This is a genomic window from Streptomyces sp. SLBN-8D4, from assembly GCF_049739545.1.
GTDB classification, from domain to species: Bacteria; Actinomycetota; Actinomycetes; order Streptomycetales; family Streptomycetaceae; genus Streptomyces; species Streptomyces canus_C.
On record NZ_JBMGQC010000001.1, the window covers coordinates 1,019,125 to 1,040,828 of the forward strand.

At 71.9% G+C, this 21,704-nt stretch carries 21 protein-coding genes; 12 read left to right on the forward strand and 9 right to left on the reverse strand.

Annotation, left to right across the window (positions count from 1 at the left end; all coding sequences use genetic code 11):
* Window positions 1–167 precede the first annotated feature (167 nt).
* The 4 genes from RKD20_RS04695 to RKD20_RS04710 all read left to right on the forward strand — a co-directional run bounded on the left by RKD20_RS04695 (window position 168) and on the right by RKD20_RS04710 (window position 4,210).
* Complete coding sequence (locus tag RKD20_RS04695) at window positions 168–1,589, forward strand: amidase (protein WP_424876538.1); 1,422 nt, start codon at window positions 168–170, stop codon at window positions 1,587–1,589.
* A 25-nt stretch (window positions 1,590–1,614) separates the two neighbouring features.
* Window positions 1,615–1,833: a hypothetical protein gene (locus RKD20_RS04700; protein ID WP_020116961.1), complete on the forward strand. Its 219-nt coding sequence runs from the start codon at window positions 1,615–1,617 to the stop codon at window positions 1,831–1,833.
* Between the two features lie 131 nt (window positions 1,834–1,964).
* Window positions 1,965–3,443 (forward strand): SPFH domain-containing protein, encoded by a 1,479-nt coding sequence (locus tag RKD20_RS04705; RefSeq protein WP_424876539.1) that lies wholly within the window; start codon window positions 1,965–1,967, stop codon window positions 3,441–3,443.
* Between the two features lie 320 nt (window positions 3,444–3,763).
* Window positions 3,764–4,210 (forward strand): type II toxin-antitoxin system PemK/MazF family toxin, encoded by a 447-nt coding sequence (locus RKD20_RS04710; RefSeq protein ID WP_381333163.1) that lies wholly within the window; start codon window positions 3,764–3,766, stop codon window positions 4,208–4,210.
* A 3-nt stretch (window positions 4,211–4,213) separates the two neighbouring features.
* Here the strand turns inward: RKD20_RS04710 and RKD20_RS04715 are convergent, their stop codons facing one another.
* Window positions 4,214–5,044 carry a TIGR02452 family protein gene (locus RKD20_RS04715; protein ID WP_424876540.1) on the reverse strand — a complete coding sequence of 277 codons (831 nt, stop codon included), beginning with the start codon at window positions 5,042–5,044 and terminating at the stop codon, window positions 4,214–4,216.
* 289 nt (window positions 5,045–5,333) lie between these two features.
* Here RKD20_RS04715 and egtA point away from each other — a divergent pair, with 289 nt between their 5' ends.
* Genes egtA through egtD form a run of 4 tightly spaced genes read left to right on the forward strand, consistent with a single transcriptional unit; the run spans window position 5,334 to window position 9,710 of the window.
* A complete protein-coding gene (gene egtA, locus RKD20_RS04720; RefSeq protein WP_424876541.1) occupies window positions 5,334–6,638 on the forward strand; it encodes an ergothioneine biosynthesis glutamate--cysteine ligase EgtA in 1,305 nt (434 codons plus the stop codon).
* A complete protein-coding gene (egtB, locus tag RKD20_RS04725; RefSeq protein ID WP_424876542.1) occupies window positions 6,635–7,978 on the forward strand; it encodes an ergothioneine biosynthesis protein EgtB in 1,344 nt (447 codons plus the stop codon). Before egtA ends, egtB begins: the two co-directional genes overlap by 4 nt.
* The gene (egtC, locus tag RKD20_RS04730; protein ID WP_424876543.1) at window positions 7,978–8,751 is read left to right on the forward strand and encodes an ergothioneine biosynthesis protein EgtC; all 774 of its coding nucleotides are present in this window, start codon (window positions 7,978–7,980) and stop codon (window positions 8,749–8,751) included. The genes egtB and egtC overlap by 1 nt, the downstream gene beginning before the upstream one ends.
* Window positions 8,748–9,710, forward strand: a complete 963-nt coding sequence (gene egtD, locus RKD20_RS04735; protein ID WP_424876544.1) for an L-histidine N(alpha)-methyltransferase — start codon at window positions 8,748–8,750, stop codon at window positions 9,708–9,710. The genes egtC and egtD overlap by 4 nt, the downstream gene beginning before the upstream one ends.
* A gap of 38 nt (window positions 9,711–9,748) precedes the next feature.
* Here egtD and RKD20_RS04740 read toward each other — a convergent pair whose 3' ends face one another.
* Window positions 9,749–10,924, reverse strand: coding sequence for a MalY/PatB family protein (locus RKD20_RS04740; RefSeq protein ID WP_424883145.1), 1,176 nt, complete (start codon window positions 10,922–10,924; stop codon window positions 9,749–9,751).
* 68 nt (window positions 10,925–10,992) lie between these two features.
* On the opposite strand from RKD20_RS04740, the gene RKD20_RS04745 reads away from it, so the two are divergent.
* A complete protein-coding gene (locus RKD20_RS04745; protein ID WP_037902226.1) occupies window positions 10,993–11,208 on the forward strand; it encodes a dodecin in 216 nt (71 codons plus the stop codon).
* A 6-nt stretch (window positions 11,209–11,214) separates the two neighbouring features.
* On the opposite strand, the gene RKD20_RS04750 is transcribed toward RKD20_RS04745, so the two are convergent.
* Window positions 11,215–11,706, reverse strand: coding sequence for an LNS2 domain-containing protein (locus tag RKD20_RS04750; protein ID WP_424876545.1), 492 nt, complete (start codon window positions 11,704–11,706; stop codon window positions 11,215–11,217).
* Window positions 11,707–11,801: 95 nt separating this feature from the next.
* On the opposite strand from RKD20_RS04750, the gene RKD20_RS04755 reads away from it, so the two are divergent.
* The gene (locus RKD20_RS04755; RefSeq protein WP_020116950.1) at window positions 11,802–12,218 is read left to right on the forward strand and encodes a (2Fe-2S) ferredoxin domain-containing protein; all 417 of its coding nucleotides are present in this window, start codon (window positions 11,802–11,804) and stop codon (window positions 12,216–12,218) included.
* 25 nt (window positions 12,219–12,243) lie between these two features.
* Here the strand turns inward: RKD20_RS04755 and RKD20_RS04760 are convergent, their stop codons facing one another.
* A complete protein-coding gene (locus RKD20_RS04760; protein ID WP_424876546.1) occupies window positions 12,244–12,951 on the reverse strand; it encodes a nucleotidyltransferase domain-containing protein in 708 nt (235 codons plus the stop codon).
* Window positions 12,952–13,025: 74 nt separating this feature from the next.
* Between RKD20_RS04760 and RKD20_RS04765 the strand changes: the two genes are divergently transcribed.
* Both RKD20_RS04765 and RKD20_RS04770 read left to right on the forward strand, forming a co-directional pair.
* Complete coding sequence (locus RKD20_RS04765; protein WP_424876547.1) at window positions 13,026–14,024, forward strand: LLM class flavin-dependent oxidoreductase; 999 nt, start codon at window positions 13,026–13,028, stop codon at window positions 14,022–14,024.
* A 10-nt stretch (window positions 14,025–14,034) separates the two neighbouring features.
* Complete coding sequence (locus RKD20_RS04770) at window positions 14,035–16,383, forward strand: ATP-binding cassette domain-containing protein (RefSeq protein WP_424876548.1); 2,349 nt, start codon at window positions 14,035–14,037, stop codon at window positions 16,381–16,383.
* Here RKD20_RS04770 and RKD20_RS04775 read toward each other — a convergent pair.
* The 5 genes from RKD20_RS04775 to RKD20_RS04795 form a co-directional block, all read right to left on the reverse strand.
* Window positions 16,350–17,210, reverse strand: a complete 861-nt coding sequence (locus tag RKD20_RS04775) for a lysophospholipid acyltransferase family protein (RefSeq protein ID WP_424876549.1) — start codon at window positions 17,208–17,210, stop codon at window positions 16,350–16,352. The genes RKD20_RS04770 and RKD20_RS04775 overlap by 34 nt on opposite strands.
* A complete protein-coding gene (locus tag RKD20_RS04780; RefSeq protein WP_424876550.1) occupies window positions 17,210–17,980 on the reverse strand; it encodes a GNAT family N-acetyltransferase in 771 nt (256 codons plus the stop codon). Before RKD20_RS04780 ends, RKD20_RS04775 begins: the two co-directional genes overlap by 1 nt.
* A gap of 270 nt (window positions 17,981–18,250) precedes the next feature.
* Window positions 18,251–19,000 (reverse strand): succinate dehydrogenase/fumarate reductase iron-sulfur subunit, encoded by a 750-nt coding sequence (locus RKD20_RS04785; protein WP_424876551.1) that lies wholly within the window; start codon window positions 18,998–19,000, stop codon window positions 18,251–18,253.
* A complete protein-coding gene (locus tag RKD20_RS04790) occupies window positions 18,997–20,943 on the reverse strand; it encodes a fumarate reductase/succinate dehydrogenase flavoprotein subunit (RefSeq protein ID WP_424876552.1) in 1,947 nt (648 codons plus the stop codon). Before RKD20_RS04790 ends, RKD20_RS04785 begins: the two co-directional genes overlap by 4 nt.
* A 2-nt stretch (window positions 20,944–20,945) precedes the next feature.
* Entirely contained in the window at window positions 20,946–21,653 is a 708-nt protein-coding gene (locus RKD20_RS04795) for a succinate dehydrogenase (protein ID WP_424876553.1), read from the reverse strand.
* Window positions 21,654–21,704 lie beyond the last annotated feature (51 nt).

The window sequence follows — 21,704 nt, forward strand, 5'->3', positions numbered from 1 at the left end:
CTGTGACCAGGACGCGTCAATGCTTTGTGCATGGCCTGGCGACAGCTGTGAGGCCGCTGTGGCGTCCGCGAAACCGCGACTCCCGCTCCGATGTCGTTCCGGCGAAGCGCTTTCCGACGTTACCGTTCAGTAGGCAACGTCGTCCCGGAGTCCCGGAGGTGCCCCGCATGACGTACGACCGCTCCGCAGGCCTGGTGGAGACCGCCCGCGCGCTGGCCGACGGCACGATCACCTCCCGGGCGCTCGTCGAGCAGACCCTGGAGCGGATCCACGGCAGCCAGGGCACGCTCAACGCCTTCCGGATCGTACGGACGCAGTCCGCCCTCGCCGAGGCGGACGCCGCGGACGCCCAACTGGCCGCAGGAGTGCGCAAACCGTTGCTCGGGGTGCCCGTCGCCGTGAAGGACGACATGGATGTGGCCGGTGAACCCACCGCCTTCGGCTGCCAGGGGGAGTTCCCGGCGGTCGTCAGGGACGGTGAGGCGGTACGGCGGCTGCGCGCGGCCGGGGCCGTGATCGTCGGCAAGACGAACACCTGCGAGTTCGGGCAGTGGCCGTTCACCGAGGGGCCGGCCTTCGGCGCGACCCGCAACCCCTGGAGCCCCGAGCACACGCCGGGCGGCTCGTCCGGCGGGTCCGCCGCGGCCGTCGCCGCCGGTCTCGTACCCGCCGCGCTCGGCTCGGACGGGGCCGGTTCGGTACGGATCCCCGCCTCCTGGACCCACCTCGTCGGCATCAAGCCGCAGCGCGGCCGTATCTCCACCTGGCCGCGCGGCGAGTCCTTCCAGGGCATCACCGTCAACGGCACGCTGGCCCGCACGGTCGCCGACGCGGCCCTCCTCCTCGACGCGGCCGCCGGAAACCACCCACTGGACCCGCATCGGCCGCCCGCCGTCGACGCCTTCGCGGCGGTCGGCCGCGATCCCGGGCGGCTGCGCATCGCGCTCGCCCTGAAGCCGCCGTTCACCGCGCTGCCCGCCCGGCTCCAGCCGGAAGTACGGGCGCGGGTCGTCGAACTCGCCGGGAGACTGGGCGACTTGGGGCACACCGTCGAGGAGGCCGATCCGCCGTACGGGCAGATCGGGCTCACCTTCATCCCGCGCGCCACGGCCGGCATCGCCGAGCGGGTCCGCGAGGCGCCCTTCCCCGCGCTCCTGGACCGCCGCACCCGGGACTCGGCCCGGCTCGGCGGACTGCTCGGCGGGGTCCCGCTGCGGGCGGCGCGGCGGGCGGAGGCGGTCCTGCACCGCCGTATCGGCGCGTTCTTCACGTCGTACGACGTCGTCCTCGCCCCGACGACGGCCGCTCCCCCACCGGCCATCGGGGCCATGCTCCGGCTGGGCGGACTGGCCACGGACCGCGCGATGATCGCCGCCTGTCCGTACGCCTGGCCCTGGAACGTGCTGGGGTGGCCCGGGGTCAATGTGCCCGCCGGGTTCGTCGGCGGGCTGCCAGTCGGCGCCCAGTTGCTCGGTCCCGCGAACAGCGAGCCGCTGCTGCTGTCGCTCGCCGCGCAGTTGGAGGCCGAACTGCGCTGGCACGAGCTCTGGCCGCGGCCCCGCGCCACCGCGGATTCACCGGCCGCCTGAACAGCCCGGCCCGTACCCTGTGACCATGGACGATGCGGCGATGGTCGGGCTCATGGGGCGGGTCACGGGGACGATCGGTCCGGGGCTCGTCGGCGAGGTGATCGTCCGGGTGCGGGGCGGCGCCGAGCACTTCCTCGCCTACCCCGCCACCGGCACGGACCGGATCGAGCGGGGCACGGTCGTAATGGTGGTGGAGTACCTGCCGCCGAGGACGGTCTACGTGCAGGCGGCGTACGACAGTTGAGCCTGCTCACGCGCAGGTGAGAGGCGTGTATCAAGGTTTCGACAAGGATTCGCCGGCGTCTTCACCCCGGCCTCGAACAGGCGCACACTCCCTTCGTTCGGTGCCGAAAGGGCACCATCCAAAGGGGGCGTATGCCGATGATCGTCGGCGTCGTTGCGGGGGTGGCCGTAGCTGCCATCGCCGTTCTGATCGGTCTGTTCAAACTGATGTGGCGTGTCGCGGAACCCAACGAAGCACTGATCATCTCGGGCTCCAACCACAAGACCGAGGGGCTCGAAGCGGGCATGGGATTCCGCATCGTCACCGGGCGGGGCACGCTGGTGCTGCCCGGTGTGCAGGCGGTGCGCAAGCTCTCGCTCGATCTGAACGAGACCGAACTGCACGTGGACTGCGTGACCCACCAGGGCATTCCGCTCAAGGTGCGGGGCGTGGTCATCTTCAAGGTCGGCGACGACTTCGTGTCGATCGCCAACGCGGGGCGCCGCTTCCTCGACCAGCAGAAGCTGATGTCGGAGCGGGTGCACAACGTGTTCGCCGGTCATCTCAGGTCCATCGTCGGCGGGTTGACCGTCGAGGACATGATCCGCGACCGGGAGAAGCTCACCGGGCAGACCCGGGCCGCCTGCGGGACCGAGATGGAGAAGCTGGGGCTCATCGTCGACTCCCTGCAGATCCATGAGATCGAGGACCCGACCGGGTACATCCAGAACCTGGCGATGCCGCACGCGGCCGCCGTCCAACGGGACGCGCGCATCGCGCAGGCGGAGGCGAACCGGCTGGCCACCGAGGCCGAGCAGCAGTCGTTCGCTCGGATGGCGCAGGCCACCCGGGACAGCGAGATCCTCCAGGCCGGCTACCAGGCCGAGCGGGACAAGGCGGGCGCCAAGGCGCGCCAGGCAGGTCCGCTCGCCGACGCCGCCGCCCGGCAGGAGGTCGTCGTCCAGGAGACCAGGGTCGCCGAACTCGAGGCGCACCGACGCGAACAGCAGCTCCAGGCCGACGTCCGCAAGCCGGCGGATGCCAAGGCCTACGAGAAGCGCACGCTCGCCGAGGCCGAGCGCGACGCGCGGATCTCCGGGGCCGAGGCCAAGGCGAAGGAGACGGAGCTCGCGGCGGCGGCCGAGGCGACGCGGGTCAAGACGGCCGCGAGTGCCGAGGCCGAGGCGACCAAGGCCCGAGGTACGGCCGTGGCGGCGTCGACCCGGGCCACCGGTGAGGCCGAGGCCGCGGCGGCCCAGGCCAGGGGTCTCGCCGAGGCCGCGGCGGCCAAGGCGAAGGGTCTCGCGGAGGCGGAGGCCATCAAGGCCCGCGCCGCCGCCCTCGCCGAGAACCAGGAGGCGGTCGTCGCCCAGCAACTCGCCGAGAACTGGCCGGAGATCGTCAAGGCGGGCGCGTCCGCGTTCGGCAACGTCGACAACATGGTGGTCCTCAACGGCGCCGACGGCATGGCGGACATGCTCGCCAAGGCGCTCACCATGGGCGGCACCGGGCTGGGTCTGGCCCGTCAGCTGCTGGCGTCGATGAACCAGAACGGGCATACGCAGAACGGGACTTCGCTCAATGGAGTCGCCGCACCGCCGCCTGCCCAGAAGGTGCCTGTCCAGGAGTAGAGGGCAGGCGGTCCGGGGCCTTTGGAGAAAAGGGCCCCGGACCGCCCGCGTTCACCGCCCGCTCCCGGACCGGCCGCTTCACCGTGCGAGCAGCGTGGCACCCGAGCCGACGAGGGCGAGGACCTTCCTGATCTCGGTCGCAGCGGAGGTCCAACCGGGGGTGGACCAGGGCGAGTTGACCGGAGAGCAGCACCGCCGGAGCCAGGGTCCACGCGATGGCCCGAGCCGGTGCCTCGCCGAGGACCACCAGCACGACCACCACGGCGGCCAGGACCGACCGTACTGCTCCCCTGGTTCGGCGGACGCCATAAGGTGCCCCCGTGACTGCGTTTACCGATGAGAACGTCCCCGGCCGCTTCGGCGCCACCGCCACCACCGAGGCCGACCCGCGCGAGGTCGGCCGGGTGCGCACCGAGTACTCCCCGGCGCACGACGGCGACCCCGACCCCGGGGAGATCGTGTGGACCTGGGTGCCCTTCGAGGAGAACGACGGACGCGGCAAGGACCGTCCCGTGCTCGTGGTCGCCCGGGAGGCGGCCGGCACCGTCCTCGCCGTGCAGCTGTCGAGCAAGCGGCACGACGGGGACCGGGAGTGGGTGCCGATCGGCAGCGGGCCCTGGGACCGGACCGGCCGGGACTCCTGGGTGGACGTCGACCGCGTCCTGCGCCTCCACGAGGAGGGCATGCGCCGGGAGGCGTGCGCGCTGGACCGGGGCCGCTTCAACCTGGTCAGGCAGCGGCTGCACGAGCGGTACGGCTGGACCTGACGGCTAGCCCGTTCGGAGCAACCGCTCCGTGGGAAACGCCCGGACGAACGCCGCGCGCACCCCCGCACCCGGTGTCCGGTCCAGCACCCCGAACACCACGTGCTCGAAGGCACCGCCGAACCGTCCGCCGGGCCCGAGAAGCGTCCGGAACGCCCCCGCCACCTGGGCGGGGTCGTTCTGGAAGACCCCGCAGCCCCAGGCGCCAAGAACCAGCCGCCGGTAGCCCTCCGTCACGGCCACCGACAGGACCTGCTCGGCGCGCACCGCGAGGGCCCTCGGCAGCTCGGCGGCCCGCTCGGGTGCCGTGCGCCGCACCACCCCGGCGTTCGGGGCGGCCGCCGTCAGGAAGCCCACGAGGTGCGCCGAGTCCAGCAGGGCGCCGCGATCGTCACGGAACACCGGTACGGCCGGTGAGTGGATGACCCGGTCTGTGTAGAACGGGTCGCGGTGGGTCCGGTGGTGGTCGTAGAACTCGCGGGCCCGGAGCTGGCAGGTGTACAGCGCGGAGGCGCGGCACAGGGCCTCTTCCTGGGCCTGGGCGCCGTTCAGGTAGCCGCCGCCCGGATTGCGGGCCGAGGCGAAGTTGAGCACGGCAGGGCGGCCGCCGAGCCGACGCGCCGCTTCCAGGCTGCTCTCCGCGGTGACCTCGACGAACGTGTCCACGGCGGCGAAGTCCGGCACCTCCAGGGGCCCCGGTCCGTACACCCGTGTCCCCGTCCGCGCCGCCTCGATCTCGGCGGCGACGGAGACCTGGCGTCCGTCCGGCGCGCGATAGTGCCCCGCCGCGACGATCCGTTCCGTCTCCTGCGCGATCCCGCGCAGACGCGCGCTCATGGCGCCACCCCCGTGGACGCCATGACCGCACGCCGCGCGGTCTCCCCCGTCGTGCTCATGCTGGAATCGTGGGCGATACCGGTGCGGCCGCGCAACAGAGTTTTCCTGCGCCCGGTACAACCGAAAACACCTCGAAAATCCTGGGTAAACGGAGATCCACAGCCCCTAATGCAAGGATGTGCCCCCTTGTGCGGAACGAGATGAGGGTCTTGGGTGGGACGAGCGTTGCCGGTCCGACCCACCTGATCCCCGGACCGGTGGCATGGTGGAATCTCAGGAGGATCCCGACATGTCCGACACCCCCAGCGACTGTACGCCGGCCGACTGTACGAAGCCGCGTACCTCGCTCCCCGAAGCAGAGCTCGAGGCCCTGGTCCGCGGCATCTGCTTCAAGACCGGACCGCCCCGCCGCATCGGGGTGGAAGTGGAATGGCTCGTCCACGAGCTGCGCAGCCCGCGGCTCCCCGTGACATCCGAACGACTCGCGGCGGCCTACGCCGCACTGCGGACCGTGCCCCTGAAGTCGGCGCTCACCGTCGAACCGGGCGGCCAGCTGGAGCTGAGCTCGCAGCCCGCCGACTCCCTGATGGAGTGCATCGGTACCGTCTCCGCCGATCTGGCCGCCGTCCGGGCGGCCCTCGCCGAGCAGGGTCTCGGCCTCGTCGGCCTCGGCCACGACCCCTGGCATCCGCCCCGCAGATACCTGCGGGAGCCGCGCTACGACGCCATGGAGGCCTGTCTGGACCGCACCGGTCCGGCAGGGCGCGCCATGATGTGCACCTCGGCCTCCGTGCAGGTGTGCGTGGACGCCGGCCACGAGGAGCCCGGCCCCCTGGGCCTGGGGCGCCGCTGGTGGCTGGCGCACCAGCTGGGACCGGTCCTGGTGGCCGCCTTCGCCAACTCCCCGCTCGCCGGTTCCGAGCCGACCGGCTGGCTCTCCACCCGCCAGCTGCGCTGGACGGAGATCGGCAAGGGCCGGGCGGGCGGCCCGTCCCTGGACACCGACCCCCGCAGCGCCTGGGTCCAGCACGTCCTGGACGCGCCCGTGATGTGCATACGGCGGGACAGCGGCCCCTGGGACGTCCCGGAGGGGCTCTCCTTCCGGGAGTGGGCCAGGTCAGGGGTGCCGCGGCAGCCGACGCGGGAGGATCTCGACTACCACGTCTCGACCCTGTTCCCGCCGGTCAGGCCGCGCGGCCATCTGGAACTGCGCATGATCGACGCCCAGCCCGGCGAGGACGGCTGGATCGTCCCGCTCGCGGTGACGGCGGCGCTCTTCGACGACCCGGAGGCCGCCGAGACCGCCTACCGGGTGGTGAAGCCGCTGGCCGAGCGCACCGTGTCGATGCCCGCCCCGCACAATCCGCTGTGGATCGACGCGGCCCGCCACGGTCTGGCCGACCCGGAGCTGCACGAGGCCGCGATCGCGTGCTTCGCGGCGGCTCTGGAGGCCCTGCCCCGGCTCGGCGCCACGACCGAGGTCACCGACCTCGTCGGGGCCTATCTGCACCGCTATGTGATCCGGGGCCGCTGCCCCGCCGACGATCTGCTGGACCGGACGCACGGTTCGCTCGGGAAGGAAATCCGCACATGACCAACCCGTCCGTCGACCCCACCGTCGCCCCCTCCGTCGACCCCGAGGCCTTCCGCGAGCGGGCCGTCACCACCCTGGTCACCGCGCGGGACCGTACGACCCTGCTCACCAGCTGTGTGGAGGACCCCGATCTGACCGCCCAGCACTCGCCGCTGATGTCGCCGCTCGTGTGGGACCTCGCCCACATCGGCAACCAGGAGGAGCAGTGGCTGCTGCGGACCGTCGCCGGGCAGGAGGCGATACGGCCCGAGATAGACGGCATCTACGACGCCTTCGAGCACCCGCGCTCCGAACGCCCCACGCTGCCCCTGCTGACGCCCGCCGAGTCCCGGCGCTACGCGTCGGAGGTGCGCGGACGGGTCCTGGACGTCCTTGAGGGAAGCGCGCTGCACGGAACCCGGCTCACCGAGGCCGGGTTCGCCTTCGGGATGATCGCACAGCACGAACAGCAGCACGACGAGACGATGCTGATCACCCATCAGCTCCGCAAGGGCCCCCAGGCCCTGACCGCCCCCGACCCGGACCCGGCCCCGCTGTTCACCGGCCCGGCCGAAGTCCTCGTCCCCGGCGGCCCGTTCACCATGGGCACCTCCGACGAGCCGTGGGCGCTTGACAACGAACGCCCCGCGCACCGGCGTGAGGTGGACGCCTTCTACATCGACACCACTCCGGTGACCAACGCCGAGTACCAGGCCTTCATCGCGGACGGCGGTTACGACGACGAGCGCTGGTGGGCCCCGGCCGGGTGGGCGCACATCCGCGGGCACTCCATCCACGCCCCGCTGTTCTGGAGCCGCGACGGCAAGCAGTGGCTGCGCAGGCGCTTCGGCGTCACCGAGGTCGTGCCGCCCGACGAGCCGGTGGTCCACGTGTGCTGGTACGAGGCCGACGCCTACGCCCGCTGGGCCGGCCGGCGGCTGCCCACGGAGGCGGAGTGGGAGAAGGCGGCCCGTCACGACCCGGCCGGCGACCGCTCGACGCGCTACCCGTGGGGCGACGCCGACCCGGCCCCCGAGCACGCCAACCTGGGCCAACGGCACCTGCGCCCCGCCCCCGCCGGCAGTTACCCGGAGGGCGAGTCCCCGCTCGGCGTACGGCAGTTGATCGGTGACGTGTGGGAGTGGACGGCGAGCGACTTCGAGCCGTACCCGGGTTTCCAGGCGTTTCCGTACAAGGAGTACTCGGAGGTGTTCTTCGGTCCCGACCACAAGGTGTTGCGCGGCGGTTCGTTCGCCGTGGACGCGGTGGCCTGCCGGGGCACGTTCCGCAACTGGGACTATCCGATCCGGCGGCAGATCTTCTCCGGCTTCCGCACGGCCCGTTCCGCGGGAGCCGTCTGATGTGCCGTCATCTGGCCTATCTGGGGCCCGAGGAGCCGCTCGGCCGGCTCCTCACGGAGCCCGCGCACAGCCTGTACCGCCAGTCCTGGGCACCGCGCCGGCAGCGGCACGGCACCGTCAACGCCGATGGTTTCGGGGTCGGTTGGTACGCCGAGGGCGACCCCGCGCCGGCACGGTACCGGCGGGCCGGACCCATCTGGGCCGACCTTTCCTTCGCGGACCTGGCCCGGGTGGTGAGGAGCACCGCGATCCTGGCCGCCGTACGGGACGCCACCTTGGCGGGAGCCGACGCCGAGGCCGCCGCGGCGCCGTACGCCTCCGGGCCCTGGTTGTTCAGCCACAACGGCGCGGTCAAGGGCTGGCCCGGCTCACTGGCCCCCCTGGCCGCCTCGCTTCCCGCGGCGGAGCTGCTGTCCATGGAGGCCCGCAACGACTCGGCGTTCGTGTGGGCCCTGGTCCTGAACCGGCTGCGCGGCGGCGACGAGCAGGGCCAGGCGCTGGCCGACACGGTCCTGGAGGTCGCCGAGGCGGCCCCCGACTCCCGGCTCAACCTCCTGCTGACCAACGGGGAGTCCATCGCGGCGACCGCCTGGGGCGACACCCTCTGGTACCTCCGGCGCCCCGGCACCGGCACGGTCGTGGCCTCCGAGCCCTACGACGACGATCCGCACTGGCGGGAGGTGCCCGACCGCACGCTGCTCACGGCGAGCCGCACCGATGTCCTGCTGACACCACTGAAGTCTTTGGAACCACTCAAGGAGCCCCGCACGTGAGTCCGTTCCTGCTGACCCGCACCCTGCCCGAGGACGCCACCGAGGCCGCCCTGCGCGCCGACGTCCTCAAGGGCCTGACGCACACGCCCAAGACACTGCCGCCGAAGTGGTTCTACGACGCCCACGGCAGCGAACTCTTCGAGCAGATCACCGAGTTGCCCGAGTACTACCCCACCCGCGCCGAACGGGAGATCCTCGTCGCACGCTCCGGCGAGATCGCCGCCGCGACCGGGGCCCGCACGCTGGTCGAGCTGGGTTCCGGCTCGTCGGAGAAGACCCGGTACCTGCTCGACGCGCTGACGGGGCTGCACACGTACGTCCCGGTCGACGTCAGCGAGAGCGCCCTGACCCAGGCCGGGCACGCGCTCATCGCCCAGCGGCCGGAGCTGAGCGTGCACGCGCTGATCGCCGACTTCACCGGCGGCCTGTCCCTGCCCGGGACGCCGGGCCCCCGTCTGGTGGCCTTCCTCGGCGGCACGATCGGCAACCTGCTGCCGGTCGAGCGCGCCGCGTTCCTCTCCTCCGTCCGCTCCCTGCTGTCCCCCGGCGACGCGCTGCTGCTCGGCACGGATCTGGTCAAGGACGAGAACGTGCTGGTCAGGGCGTACGACGACGCGGCCGGGGTGACGGCGGCCTTCAACAAGAACGTCCTGACCGTCGTCAACCGCGAGCTCGGTGCCGACTTCGATCCGGGCGCCTTCGACCATGTGGCCCTCTGGGACGCCGAGAACGAGTGGATCGAGATGCGCCTGCGTTCCCGTACGGAACAGACCGTGAAGGTTCCGGCGTTGGACCTGGCCGTCGACTTCGCGGCGGGCGAGGAACTGCACACCGAGATCTCGGCGAAGTTCCGCAAGGAGGGTGTCCGCGGCGAACTGGCTGCCGCCGGACTTGAGTTGGCACACTGGTGGACGGACAGCGAGGGCCGGTTCGCGCTGTCGCTGAGCGTGGTGCGGTAGCCCGGGCCGCGGGGGCCGGCCCGTCCCGGCCCCCGCGGTCAGCCGAGCGCGGCGGCCATCCGCCGTACCGCCTCGGTGATCAGCTCGGGAGAGGTCGCGAGGTTCAGCCGCACGAAGCCGGCACCGCCCGTGCCGAACGGGATGCCGGAGTTCAGGGCGACCCGGCCGCGCTCCAGGAACACGGCCGCCGGATCGTCGCCCAGCTCCAGCGCCCGGCAGTCCAGCCAGGCGAGGAAGGTGGCCTCGGCGGGTTCGTAGCGCACGGCGGGCAGTGACCCGGCGAGGAGGTCGGCCAGCAGCCGGCGGTTGTCGTCGAGGCCGGCGAGCAGCGCGTCGAGCCAGGCGCCGCCGTCCCGCAGCGCGGCGGTGTGGGCGAGGACACCGACATGGCTGGGACCGTGGCCGACCTCCTCGGGAAGACGCGCGAGGTCGTCGGCCGCGTCGGGCCCGGCGACGGCCACGGCGGCTTTGAGCCCGGCCAGGTTCCACCCCTTGGAGGCCGACATCAGGGACAGCCCGTTTCCCCCGCCGGGCACGCTCAGGTAGGGGACGAACCGCGCGCCCGCCGCCACGACCGGGGCGTGGATCTCGTCGGCCACCACCCGCACCCCGTACCGCTCCGCCAGCCCGGCCACCTGCGCCAGCTCCTCGGCCGAGTGCACCGTGCCGGTCGGGTTGTGCGGGCTGCACAGCAGATACGCCGGCCGTGCCGCGCCCCTTCCGACCCTCCCGAAGACGTCCTCCAGGACCCCGAGGTCGATCCGGCCGTCCGCGCCGAGCGAAGCCTCGACGACCTGCCGGTCCATGTTCCCGACGAACTGGTAAAAGGGCGGATACACGGGTGAGTTGACGACCACCGGGTCGCCCGGCCCGGAGACCAGCTTCAGCATCTCGACGATGCCCAGCATCACGTCCGGGACGATCGCCGTCCGCTCCACCGCGAGCCCGTCCCAGCCCCACCGCTTGCCCGCGAAGTCGGCCAGCACCTCGGCGTACGCCGTCCCGTACGGGTACCCGGTGTCTCCCAGCGCCACCGCGTCCCGGACGGCCCGCGCGACCGGTTCGGCCAGGGGCACGTCCATCTCGGCGACCCACAGCGGCAGCACGTCCTCGGGGTAGGTCCGCCACTTCATGCTCGTCCGCCGTCGGAGCTGTTCCAGGGAGAGTTGGCGCAGGGGGTTCACGATCGTGGGCGCGGGGATGTCACGAGGCATACCGTCCATGCACCCAAGATAGGGGCGGACGGCTCGCGCTCCGCAGCCGCCTGAGGCACGGTGGAACCATGACGAACCACACCTACCGGGTGACCGAGATCGTCGGCACCTCGCCGGACGGCGTCGACCAGGCGATCCGCAACGGCATCTCCCGCGCCTCGCAGACCCTTCGCAATCTCGACTGGTTCGAGGTGACCCAAGTGCGGGGCCAGATCGAGGACGGACAGATCCTGCACTGGCAGGTGGGGCTGAAGGTCGGCTTCCGCCTCGACGAGTCCGACTGACGGCTGTCAGGTCCGCCCCTCCCGCTCCTGCGCCACCTCCAGGGTCGCGGAAGGGGCGGTCCAGCGCGCCCGTACGACGGTGAATCCGGCCCGTCGGGCGTTCTCGCAGACCAACTCGTCGTCGTCCACCAGGACTCGGATCTCCCGGGTCCCGGCGAGTCGCTTCAGGATCTCCACCTTGGTGCGCCGGGCGGGCCGCCGGTCGTCGTTGCGGCGCATGTACACGCGCCCCTCGGGGAGGCCCTGAGCGGCGAGCCAGGCGAGGGTGTCGCGTCGGCAGCGCTCGGGGCGGCCGGTGAGATAGACGATCTCGCACTCCTCGGCGCTCTCCAGCACCAGCGCGATACCTTCGGGGATCGGCGGATCCTCGGGAGCGGCCGCGAAGAACCCGTCCCAGTCGCGCGGACTGCGCTCCAGGAACCGCTGTCGGTGGCCCGTGTCGGCCAGGGTGTTGTCCAGGTCGAACACGGCGAGCGGGAGCTTGTCACTGTCGGTCACCCCAGCCACCCTAGCCCCGGCAACCGCCTCGCGCTTCTGACTCCAGAGGCACCCCGCCCGTACTCCGCGATCAGTGCAGGTTGCATGCTTCTCCCATGCCTCCGACGCCCCGCACGTTCCTGACCGGCTCCGGTTCCGGCTCCTGCACGCTCGTCGTCTGCCGGGGCTGCTGCTGCGGCGACGCCCGCAAGCACCCCGGCACCGACCACACCTGGCAGTTGGAGCTGCTCCGGGCCGGCGCCGCCGAACACGGCTTCCAGGTCCGTACGACCGACTGCCTGGGCCCCTGCGACCAGGCGAACGTCATCGTCGTGCGCCCCTCGGCGGCCGGGCGCCGGGCGGGTGGGCGGGCCGCGTGGATCGGGTTCGTCATGGACGACGCGGGCACCGAGGAGGTCGTGCAGTGGGCGGCGGCGGGCGGTCCGGGGGTCGCCGAGCCGCCGCTGACGCTGGAGATGCAGTTCATCGAGCCGCCGCGGGAGGCGAGGGTGCGGTCCCGACGCCGCCGCTGACTCCTACGGTCACTGAAGCGCGCGCTCACGCGGCCGTGTCGTAGAACTCCGCGCGGACGCGCCGCAGCCAGGCCTCGGCCCGCGCCTCGTCGGGCCGGTCCGGCAGCGCGCTGCGCATCTCGGCGAACGCGGTCTCGTAGTGGGCGAGCAGCGACCGGGCCGAGGCCGGGTCGGCGGCGACGGCGTCCCCGAAGCGGTGGTACTCCTCGGGGTCCTCGACCCGCACCGTGAGCCGTCCGGTGGTGTACAGCTCCAGGCCCTGGTGGCAGAGCCGCTTCAGATGCCGGGCGTGCTTGGCGGTGCGGCGGTCGCCGTCACGGCTCTCCAGTTTCCTGAACTGCTGGGTGGCGTACCCGAGATAGGCGTCCCGGACCCGCTGAGCGCTGAGGAACGACCCGCGGATGGCGATGAGTTCGTCGCCGAGCGCGGTGCGGACCTCGTACAGCTCGTCGGGCAGCCACACCAGCTCCATGACGGTCGGATTGCCGCCGAGGGCGAGCCGGCACCACTTCGCCGCCTCGTGCAGGGTGCGGTCCGGCGCCGTGGTGACGTGGGACTGCTTCGGCGTGTGCAGGCCGAGCAGGGTCTCGGTGGGCGCGGCGAACATGCCGAGCCGGTCCACGTCGGAGCCCTCGCGGGCGAGTCCGTACGCGGTCGAGCCGACGACGCCGGAGAGCAGGATGTTCTGGACGGTCACGATGCCATTGTGCTGACCTGCGGGGATCACGGTCATCCGGTTTTCGTGACGGTCCCGGTGGCGGTCCCGGTGGGGGGGAATACCGCATCCGGTCACGCGTTGAATCCCGTGTGAGTTCCCTGACCGCCGCCACCCGCTTCTCCGTCCTCGACCGCTCCCGCACCCGCGAGGGCGGTACGAGCGCGCAGGCGCTCCAGGACACGGTCCGGCTGGCGCGGGAGCTGGAAGGGCTCGGATACCACCGCTTCTGGGTCTCGGAGCACCATGGCGTGCCGGGAGTCGCGGGCTCCGCGCCGACGGTGCTGGCGGCCGCCGTGGCCTCGGCCACGGAGACGATCCGGGTCGGCACCGGTGGCGTGATGCTGCCGAACCACCAACCCCTGGTCGTCGCCGAGCAGTTCGGGGTGCTGGAGTCCCTCTTCCCGGGCCGGATCGACATGGGCCTGGGCCGCTCGGTCGGCTTCACCGACGGTGTGCGAAAAGCACTGGGCCGCGGCAAGGACGACGCCGACGACTTCGCCGTACAACTGGAGGAGCTGCTGGGCTGGTTCGGCGGCACCTCTCCGACGGGAGTGCGGGCCCGCCCGGCCGAGGGCCTGACCGTGCCGCCCTTCGTGCTGGCCATGGGCGAGGGCGCCGCGATCGCGGCCCGCTCGGGCCTGCCGATGGTCATCGGCGACCTCAGGAACCGCGAGAGGATGCAGCGCGGCATCGACCACTACCGCGCGCGTTTCCGGCCCTCGCCCTGGGCGCGGGAGCCGTACGTCGTCATCTCCGGGACGGTCGCGGTGGCCGCCACCCCCGAGGAGGCGCGGCGCCTGCTGATCCCGGAGGCCTGGTCGATGGCGTACTCCCGGACCCACGGCACCTTCCCGCCCCTGCCGCCCGCCGAGCGCGTCGAGTCGCTCCCGATGACGGCCAAGGAGCGGGGCTTCTACGAAGCCGGGCTGGCCGGCCACCTCGCGGGCACTGAGGAGCAGGTCGCCCACGAGCTGGAGACGGTCCTGAAGGAGACGGGGGCGCAGGAGGTGCTGGTCACGACCAGCACCTACGACCGCGTGGCCCTGCTGGAGTCCTACCGGCGGCTGGCGACGATCACCTCCGGTTAGAGTCGTTCCCATGTACGACCCACCCGGCCCCCACGACCCGTACGTCCGCGTCCGCGGTGCCCGTGAGCACAACCTCAAGGGTGTGGACGTCGAGGTGCCACGGGATGTGCTGGCCGTGTTCACGGGGGTGTCCGGGTCGGGGAAGTCGTCGCTGGCGTTCGGGACGATCTACGCGGAGGCCCAGCGGCGGTACTTCGAGTCGGTGGCTCCGTACGCGCGCCGGCTGATCCACCAGGTGGGGGCGCCGAAGGTCGGGGAGATCACCGGGCTGCCGCCCGCGGTCTCGCTCGAACAGCGGCGTTCGGCACCGACCTCCCGCTCGTCCGTGGGCACGGTCACCAACCTCTCCAACTCCCTGCGGATGCTGTTCTCCCGGGCCGGTGACTACCCGCCGGGGGCCGCACGGCTCGACTCGGACTCCTTCTCCCCCAACACGGCGGTCGGCGCCTGCCCGGAATGCCACGGCCTGGGCCGCGTCCACCGTACGACCGAGCAGTCGCTGGTGCCCGACCCGTCGCTGTCGATCCGGGAGGGCGCCATCGCCGCGTGGCCCGGCGCCTGGCAGGGCAAGAACCTGCGGGACATCCTCGGCGCGCTCGGTCACGACGTGGACCGGCCGTGGCGTGAGCTGCCCGCCGAAGAGCGCGAGTGGATCCTGTTCACCGACGAGCAGCCGGTGGTCACCGTGCACCCGGTGCGGGACGCGGACCGTATCCAGCGCCCGTACCAGGGCACGTACATGAGCGCCCGCCGCTATGTCCTGAAGACGTTCGCGGACTCCAAGAGCCAGACGCTCAGGGCGAAGGCGGAACGGTTCCTGGTCTCCGCGCCGTGCCCGGTCTGCGGCGGCAGCAGGCTGCGTCCGGAGGCGATGGCGGTCACCTTCGCGGGCCGCACGATCGCCGAGCTCGCGGCACTGCCGCTGACCGAGCTGGCCGCCTCGCTGGTCGCCGACGGCGAGACCGCGCGCGTTCTCACCGACGACCTCAAGTCCCGTATCGCGCCCGTCGTCGAGCTCGGCCTCGGCTATCTGAGCCTGGACCGCGCGACCCCCACCCTGTCCGCGGGCGAGCTCCAACGGCTCCGTCTCGCCACCCAGTTGCGGTCCGGGCTGTTCGGAGTGGTGTACGTCCTCGACGAACCCTCCGCAGGACTGCACCCCGCGGACACCGAGGCGCTGCTCACCGTGCTTGCGCGGTTGAAGGCGGCCGGCAACTCGGTGTTCGTGGTGGAGCACCACCTGGACGTCATGCGCGGCGCGGACTGGCTGGTGGACGTCGGGCCGGGCGCGGGTGAGCACGGCGGACGGGTGCTGCACAGCGGGCCGGTGCCGGAGCTGGCGAAGGTCGAGGAGTCCGCCACCGCCCGGTTCCTGTTCGACCGCTCTCCCGCGGTGCGGCGTGAAGTGCGGTCGCCTCGCGGCTGGTTGAAGGTGGGTCCGGTCAACCGGCACAACCTGCGCGGGGTGACGGCCGAGTTCCCGCTAGGGGTGTTCACCGCGGTGACCGGGGTGTCGGGCTCGGGCAAGTCCACGCTGGTCGGCGAGATCACGGAGGAGCTGGAGGGGGTGGGACGTCTGGTCTCGGTCGACCAGAAGCCGATCGGCCGGACCCCGCGCTCCAACCTGGCGACCTACACGGGTCTCTTCGACGTCGTGCGCAAGGTCTTCGCCGCCACCGACGAGGCACGGCGACGCGGCTACGGCGTGGGGCGGTTCTCGTTCAATGTGGCGGGTGGGCGCTGCGAGACCTGCCAGGGCGAGGGGTTCGTCAGCGTCGAGCTGCTCTTCCTGCCCAGCACCTACGCGCCCTGCCCCGACTGCGGCGGGGCCCGCTACAACCCGGCGACGCTCGAAGTGACGTACCGGGGAAGGAACATCGCCCAGGTGCTCGACCTCACGGTGGAGTCGGCGGCGGACTTCTTCGCGGACACCCCGCTCGTGGCCCGCAGTCTCACCACCCTCCTCGACGTCGGCCTCGGCTACCTCCGCCTCGGCCAGCCCGCCACCGAGCTCTCCGGCGGCGAGGCCCAGCGCATCAAGCTCGCCAGCGAACTCCAGCGCGTACGCGGCGCCCACACCCTCTACCTCCTCGACGAGCCCACCACCGGTCTCCACCCGGCCGACGTCGAGGTCCTCATGCGTCAACTGCACGGTCTCGTCGACGCCGGCCACACGGTGATCGTCGTCGAGCACGACATGTCGGTCGTAGCGGGCGCGGACCGGGTGATCGACCTGGGCCCGGGCGGCGGCGACGCGGGCGGCCGGATCGTGGCGACGGGCGTACCGGGAGCCGTGGCCGGGGCGGACGGCAGCACCACGGCGCCCTACCTGGCGCGGACGCTGGGCAAGGACTCCTGATTCCGCCGGTCCGGCGAACGAGAGAGCCCGCCCGCGTGCTCCCCCGTCCGGCCGTGGCACGCACGCGACTGCGCCGCCCGGGCCAGGGAGCGGCGGTCCGGGTGGCCGCCCGGGAGGATCGGGTCCTGGGCCTCCACCTCGGCCATCAGTCCCCGTGCCGACACCACCCGCCACACCGAGGTCAGAAGTGAGTCGTCGCCGATGAAGGCGGGGGCCGTGCTGGATCCGCCGTCGACGAGCCGGTAGCGCAGGCTCACCGGCTGGACGGGCACCCCGGCGTCCAGAGCCGCCTGGAACACCGCCCGGCGGAAGTGCCCCTGGGCGCGGCCGCACCAGGTGCTCCCCTCGGGGAAGACGGCGACCGCCGCGCCGGCGCGCAGCGCGTCGGCGATCCGGGCGACCGTGTCCGGAAGGGCCCGCAGCCGGTCCCTTTCGATGAACAGCGCGCCGCTGCGGGCGGTCAGCCAACCCGCCACGGGCCACCGCCGGATCTCGGACTTGGCGAGCATCCGCGCGGGTCGGACGGCGGCCAGCAGCGGGATGTCCAGCCAGGAGATGTGGTTGGCGACCAGCAGCACCCCGCCGGTGGGCGTGGCGGCGCCGGACAGGCGGACCCGGACCCCCGAGACCCGCACCACCGCCCGGCACCACCACCTGACCGCGCCGGCCGGGATCAGCCGACCGGCCGGCAGCAGCGCGATCCCGGCGAGCAGGACCGCCGCGACCGCGAGGAACCGCAGCACGGCACGGGGTACGGCCATGGCGGATCCCGCCCGCTCCACGCACGCCCCCGGGGTGCAGGGCGCGGTGGGCAGCCAGACGCTCATCAGGCCGGGACGAGCGAGAGGAAGTGCCGCAGATAACGGGCGTTGACCCGGCGCATCGACAGCAGCACGTACATGTCGGCCACCCCGAAGTCCGGGTCGTGGGCGGGCTGTCCGCACACCCAGGCGCCGAGGCGGAGGTAGCCGCGCAGCAGCGGGGGGAGTTCGGTGTGCGCGGCGGGCGTCGCCTCCGCGGGCTCCCAGGGCAGCAGGGGCCGTACCCGGAACTCCTCGGGAGCCAGGTACTTGGTGCGCACCCGGTCCCAGGTGCCGGCCGCGAGCGCGCCGCCGTCGGCGAGCGGGACGGAGCAGCAGCCGGCCAGCCAGTCGTGGCCGCGGTCCACCATGTAGCGGGCGATCCCGGCCCAGATGAGCCCGATGACGGCCCCGTCGCGGTGGTCGGGGTGCACGCAGGAACGGCCGACCTCGACGAGCCCCAGGCGGATCGCGTCGAGCGGCGTGAGGTCGAACTCGCCCTCGGAGTACAGGCGTCCGGCCACCGCGGCGCGCTCCGGGGGCAGCAGCCGGTAGGTGCCGACGACCTGGCCGGTGACGGTGTCGCGGACGAGCAGGTGGTCGCAGTGGTCGTCGAAGCCGTCCACGTCGAGGCCGGGTTCCGGGGTGGACAGGAGGGCACCCATCTCGCCGGCGAACACGTCGTGCCGCAGCCGCTGCGCGGCCCGTACGTCGTCCTCGTCGCGGGCCAGGGTGACGGTGTACCGGGTGGGGGCGACGCTCTGCGGGGGGCGGTCGAGGGTGGAAACGCCGGTCATGGCACTCTCCAGGTCACAGGCGGAGGCGGCGAGCGGTGCCGCTGTCCCTGTTCTCCCGACGCCGGTTGGCGTGTACGTGACCGGTTCCCAGAGTGCGGATGTGCGCTGGCTGAACGGCTCGGGCAAGGTGTCCGGGGCCTCCGACTCCGCCGACCGGCCGGTGTCGGGCCGGTGGCCGGAGGGAGCGGACACCCTCACGCAACCCTGATGGGGCCGGACCTGAGCACCACGTCCGACCCCACCCGTCCGCACCTTGTCGGCGAACGTCTCTCAGCGCCTGGCGGCCTTCCGGGTCGCCCGCAGCCACTCCTTGTTCATGCTGGTGATGGAGACCAGCGGGATCCCCTTGGGACAGGCGGTCGCGCATTCACCGGCCAGCGTGCAGCCGCCGAAGCCCTCCTCGTCCATCTGCTCCACCATGTCCAGCACCCGGGTCTCCCGTTCGGGCGCGCCCTGCGGCAGCACGTTCAGGTGGTTCACCTTGGCCGAGGTGAAGAGCATCGCCGCCCCGTTGGGGCAGGCGGCCACACACGCCCCGCAGCCGATGCACTCGGCGTGCTCGAAGGCGTAGTCGGCGTCGGGCTTGGGCACCGGCGTGGCGTGGGCCTCGGGAGCCGCACCCGTGGGCGCCGTGATGTACCCGCCGGCCTGGATGATCCGGTCGAAGGCCGACCGGTCCACGACCAGGTCCTTGATCACCGGGAAGGCGGAGGCCCGCCACGGCTCGATGTCTATCGTGTCGCCGTCCGAGAAGGACCGCATGTGCAGCTGACAGGTGGTCGTCCGCTCGGGTCCGTGCGCGTCGCCGTTGATGACCAGCGAGCACGCGCCGCAGATGCCCTCACGGCAGTCGTGGTCGAAGGCGACCGGGTCCTCGCCGCGCAGGATGAGCTCCTCGTTGAGGGTGTCCAGCATCTCCAGGAAGGACATGTCGGCCGAGATGCCGTCCACCTCGTACGTGGACATGGCGCCGTCGGCGTCGGCGTTCTTCTGCCGCCAGACGCGCAGGGTGAGCTTCATGCGTAGCTCCGCTGAGTGGGGTGGACGTACTCGAAGACCAGGTCTTCCTTGTGCAGGACGGGAGCCTCGCCGGTGCCGGTGAACTCCCAGGCCGCCGCGTAGGCGAACTCCTCGTCCCGGCGGGCGGCCTCACCGTCAGGGGTCTGGGACTCCTCGCGGAAGTGGCCGCCGCAGGACTCGGCGCGGTGCAGCGCGTCGAGGCACATCAGCTCGGCGAGCTCCAGGTAGTCGACGATGCGGTTCGCCTTCTCCAGCGACTGGTTGAACTCCTCGCCGGTGCCCGGCACCTTGATGCGCCGCCAGAACTCCTCACGGATCTGCGGGATGCGCTCCAGCGCCTTGCGCAGTCCCGAGTCGGTGCGGGCCATCCCGCAGAACTCCCACATGAGTTCGCCGAGTTCACGGTGGAAGGAGTCGGGCGTACGGTCGCCGTCGACGGAGAGGAGCAGGTGGAGCCGGTCCTCGGTCTCCGCCAGCACCTCCTGGACTGCGGGGTGTTCGTCGGTCACCGCGTCCTGGTGCGGGTTGCGGGCGAGGTAGTCGTTGATGGTTGCCGGCAGCACGAAGTAGCCGTCGGCCAGGCCCTGCATCAGCGCGGACGCGCCGAGCCGGTTGGCCCCGTGGTCGGAGAAGTTGGCCTCGCCGATCGCGAACAGGCCGGGAACGGTGGTCTGGAGGTCGTAGTCGACCCACAGTCCGCCCATCGTGTAGTGCACGGCGGGGTAGATCCGCATAGGCACCTCGTACGGATCCTCGTCGGTGATCCGCTGGTACATGTCGAAGAGGTTGCCGTACTTCGCCTCGACGGCCCCCCGCCCCATGCGCTGGATGGCGTCAGCGAAGTCGAGGTAGACGCCCTGTCCGCCGGGACCGACCCCGCGCCCCTCGTCGCAGACGTTCTTCGCGGCGCGGGAGGCGATGTCGCGCGGGACCAGGTTGCCGAAGGACGGGTAGATGCGCTCCAGGTAGTAGTCGCGCTCGTCCTCGGGGATCCGGTTCGGCGGACGGGTGTCGCCCTTGGCCTTCGGCACCCAGATCCGGCCGTCGTTGCGCAGTGACTCGCTCATCAGCGTGAGCTTGGACTGGTGGTCGCCGGTGCGCGGGATGCAGGTCGGGTGGATCTGGGTGAAGCAGGGATTCGCGAAGTGGGCACCGCGTCGATGGGCCCGCCAGATGGCCGTCGCGTTGGAGTTCATTGCGTTCGTCGACAGGTAGAAGACGTTGCCGTAGCCGCCCGAGGCCAGCACCACCGCGTCCGCGAAGTAGGTGTCGATGCGCCCGGTGACGAGGTCCCGGGCCACGATCCCGCGCGCCCGTCCGTCGACGACGATCAGGTCGAGCATCTCGGTGCGCGGGTGCATCTCGATGTTCCCGGCGGCGATCTGCCTGCTGAGGGCCTGGTAGGCGCCGAGCAGCAGCTGCTGGCCCGTCTGTCCGCGGGCGTAGAAGGTCCGGGAGACCTGCACACCGCCGAAGGAGCGGGTGTCGAGCAGGCCTCCGTACTCCCGCGCGAAGGGCACGCCCTGCGCCACGCACTGGTCGATGATCTCGACCGAGATCTGCGCCAGGCGGTGCACGTTGGACTCGCGCGCCCTGAAGTCGCCGCCCTTGACGGTGTCGTAGAAGAGGCGGTGGATCGAGTCGCCGTCGTTGCGGTAGTTCTTGGCCGCGTTGATGCCGCCCTGCGCGGCGATGGAGTGGGCGCGGCGCGGGGAGTCCTGGTAGCAGAACTGGACGACGTGGTAGCCCTGTTCGGCGAGCGTGGCGCCCGCGGAACCGCCCGCGAGGCCGGTACCCACGACGATCACCGTGTGCTTGCGGCGGTTGGCGGGGTTGACCAGCTTGGCCTCGAACCTGCGGGTGTCCCACCGCTCGTTGACGGGTCCGGAGGGCGCCTTGTCGTCGGTCAGCGGCGCACCGGTCGTGTAGTCGACGTAGGTCATGTTCAGCTCACCACTCCGGTCATGACACCCACGGGTACGGCGATGAAGCCGGCCGTGAGCAGCAGTGCGAGGACATTGGCGACGGCCTTGAGGGCGCGGTCGCGGGTGCGGCTGCCGACGCCGAGGGTCTGCGCGGCGCTCCAGAAGCCGTGCCGGACGTGCAGGCCGAGGGCGAGCATCGCGACGATGTAGATGACGTTGCCGTACCAGGTGGAGAAGGTGTCCACGACGTTCTGGTACGGGTGGCCCTCCTGGAAGCCGCCGGAGTGCACGGTCCCGGTCGTCAGGTCGAGGAGGTGCCAGACGATGAACAGGCCGAGGACGATGCCGCCCCAGCGCATGGTGCGGGTCGCGTAGCTCGCCCGCGGCTTCTTGTGGACGTACTTGCTGGGGCGCGCCCGGATGTCGCGGCGGCTGAGCTGGTACGCTGAGACGGCGTGCGCGACGACGGCGACCACCAGCACGATCCGGATGAGCCAGAGCGTCCACTCGTAGTGCATGAAGGGTTCGCCGACCATGCGCAGCCAGTGCGCGTAGTGGTTGAACTCGCCCGCCCCGAAGAAGATCTTCAGGTTGCCGATCATATGGACGACCAGGTACAGCAGCATGATCAGTCCGCTGACGGCCATCACGGTCTTCTTGCCGACGGAGCTGTCCCAGACCGTGCGTGCGAGGGACGGCCGTCGGTCCGTCCGCGTTGCCAGAGCCATGGGTCAAGACGCTAGAGCCCGGGCCCCCGATCGGTCCAAGACATGGTCCGG

Coding starts and splice junctions, on each gene's coding strand:
- RKD20_RS04695 (WP_424876538.1), top strand. CDS start 168: ATGACGTACGACCGCTCCGCAGGCCTGGTGGAGACCGCCCGCGCGCTG.
- RKD20_RS04700 (WP_020116961.1), top strand. CDS start 1,615: ATGGACGATGCGGCGATGGTCGGGCTCATGGGGCGGGTCACGGGGACG.
- RKD20_RS04705 (WP_424876539.1), top strand. CDS start 1,965: ATGCCGATGATCGTCGGCGTCGTTGCGGGGGTGGCCGTAGCTGCCATC.
- RKD20_RS04715 (WP_424876540.1), bottom strand. CDS start 5,044: ATGAGCGCGCGTCTGCGCGGGATCGCGCAGGAGACGGAACGGATCGTC.
- egtA (WP_424876541.1), top strand. CDS start 5,334: ATGTCCGACACCCCCAGCGACTGTACGCCGGCCGACTGTACGAAGCCG.
- egtB (WP_424876542.1), top strand. CDS start 6,635: ATGACCAACCCGTCCGTCGACCCCACCGTCGCCCCCTCCGTCGACCCC.
- egtC (WP_424876543.1), top strand. CDS start 7,978: ATGTGCCGTCATCTGGCCTATCTGGGGCCCGAGGAGCCGCTCGGCCGG.
- RKD20_RS04740 (WP_424883145.1), bottom strand. CDS start 10,924: ATGCCTCGTGACATCCCCGCGCCCACGATCGTGAACCCCCTGCGCCAA.
- RKD20_RS04745 (WP_037902226.1), top strand. CDS start 10,993: ATGACGAACCACACCTACCGGGTGACCGAGATCGTCGGCACCTCGCCG.
- RKD20_RS04755 (WP_020116950.1), top strand. CDS start 11,802: ATGCCTCCGACGCCCCGCACGTTCCTGACCGGCTCCGGTTCCGGCTCC.
- RKD20_RS04760 (WP_424876546.1), bottom strand. CDS start 12,951: ATGACCGTGATCCCCGCAGGTCAGCACAATGGCATCGTGACCGTCCAG.
- RKD20_RS04770 (WP_424876548.1), top strand. CDS start 14,035: ATGTACGACCCACCCGGCCCCCACGACCCGTACGTCCGCGTCCGCGGT.
- RKD20_RS04775 (WP_424876549.1), bottom strand. CDS start 17,210: ATGAGCGTCTGGCTGCCCACCGCGCCCTGCACCCCGGGGGCGTGCGTG.
- RKD20_RS04780 (WP_424876550.1), bottom strand. CDS start 17,980: ATGACCGGCGTTTCCACCCTCGACCGCCCCCCGCAGAGCGTCGCCCCC.
- RKD20_RS04785 (WP_424876551.1), bottom strand. CDS start 19,000: ATGAAGCTCACCCTGCGCGTCTGGCGGCAGAAGAACGCCGACGCCGAC.
- RKD20_RS04790 (WP_424876552.1), bottom strand. CDS start 20,943: ATGACCTACGTCGACTACACGACCGGTGCGCCGCTGACCGACGACAAG.
- RKD20_RS04795 (WP_424876553.1), bottom strand. CDS start 21,653: ATGGCTCTGGCAACGCGGACGGACCGACGGCCGTCCCTCGCACGCACG.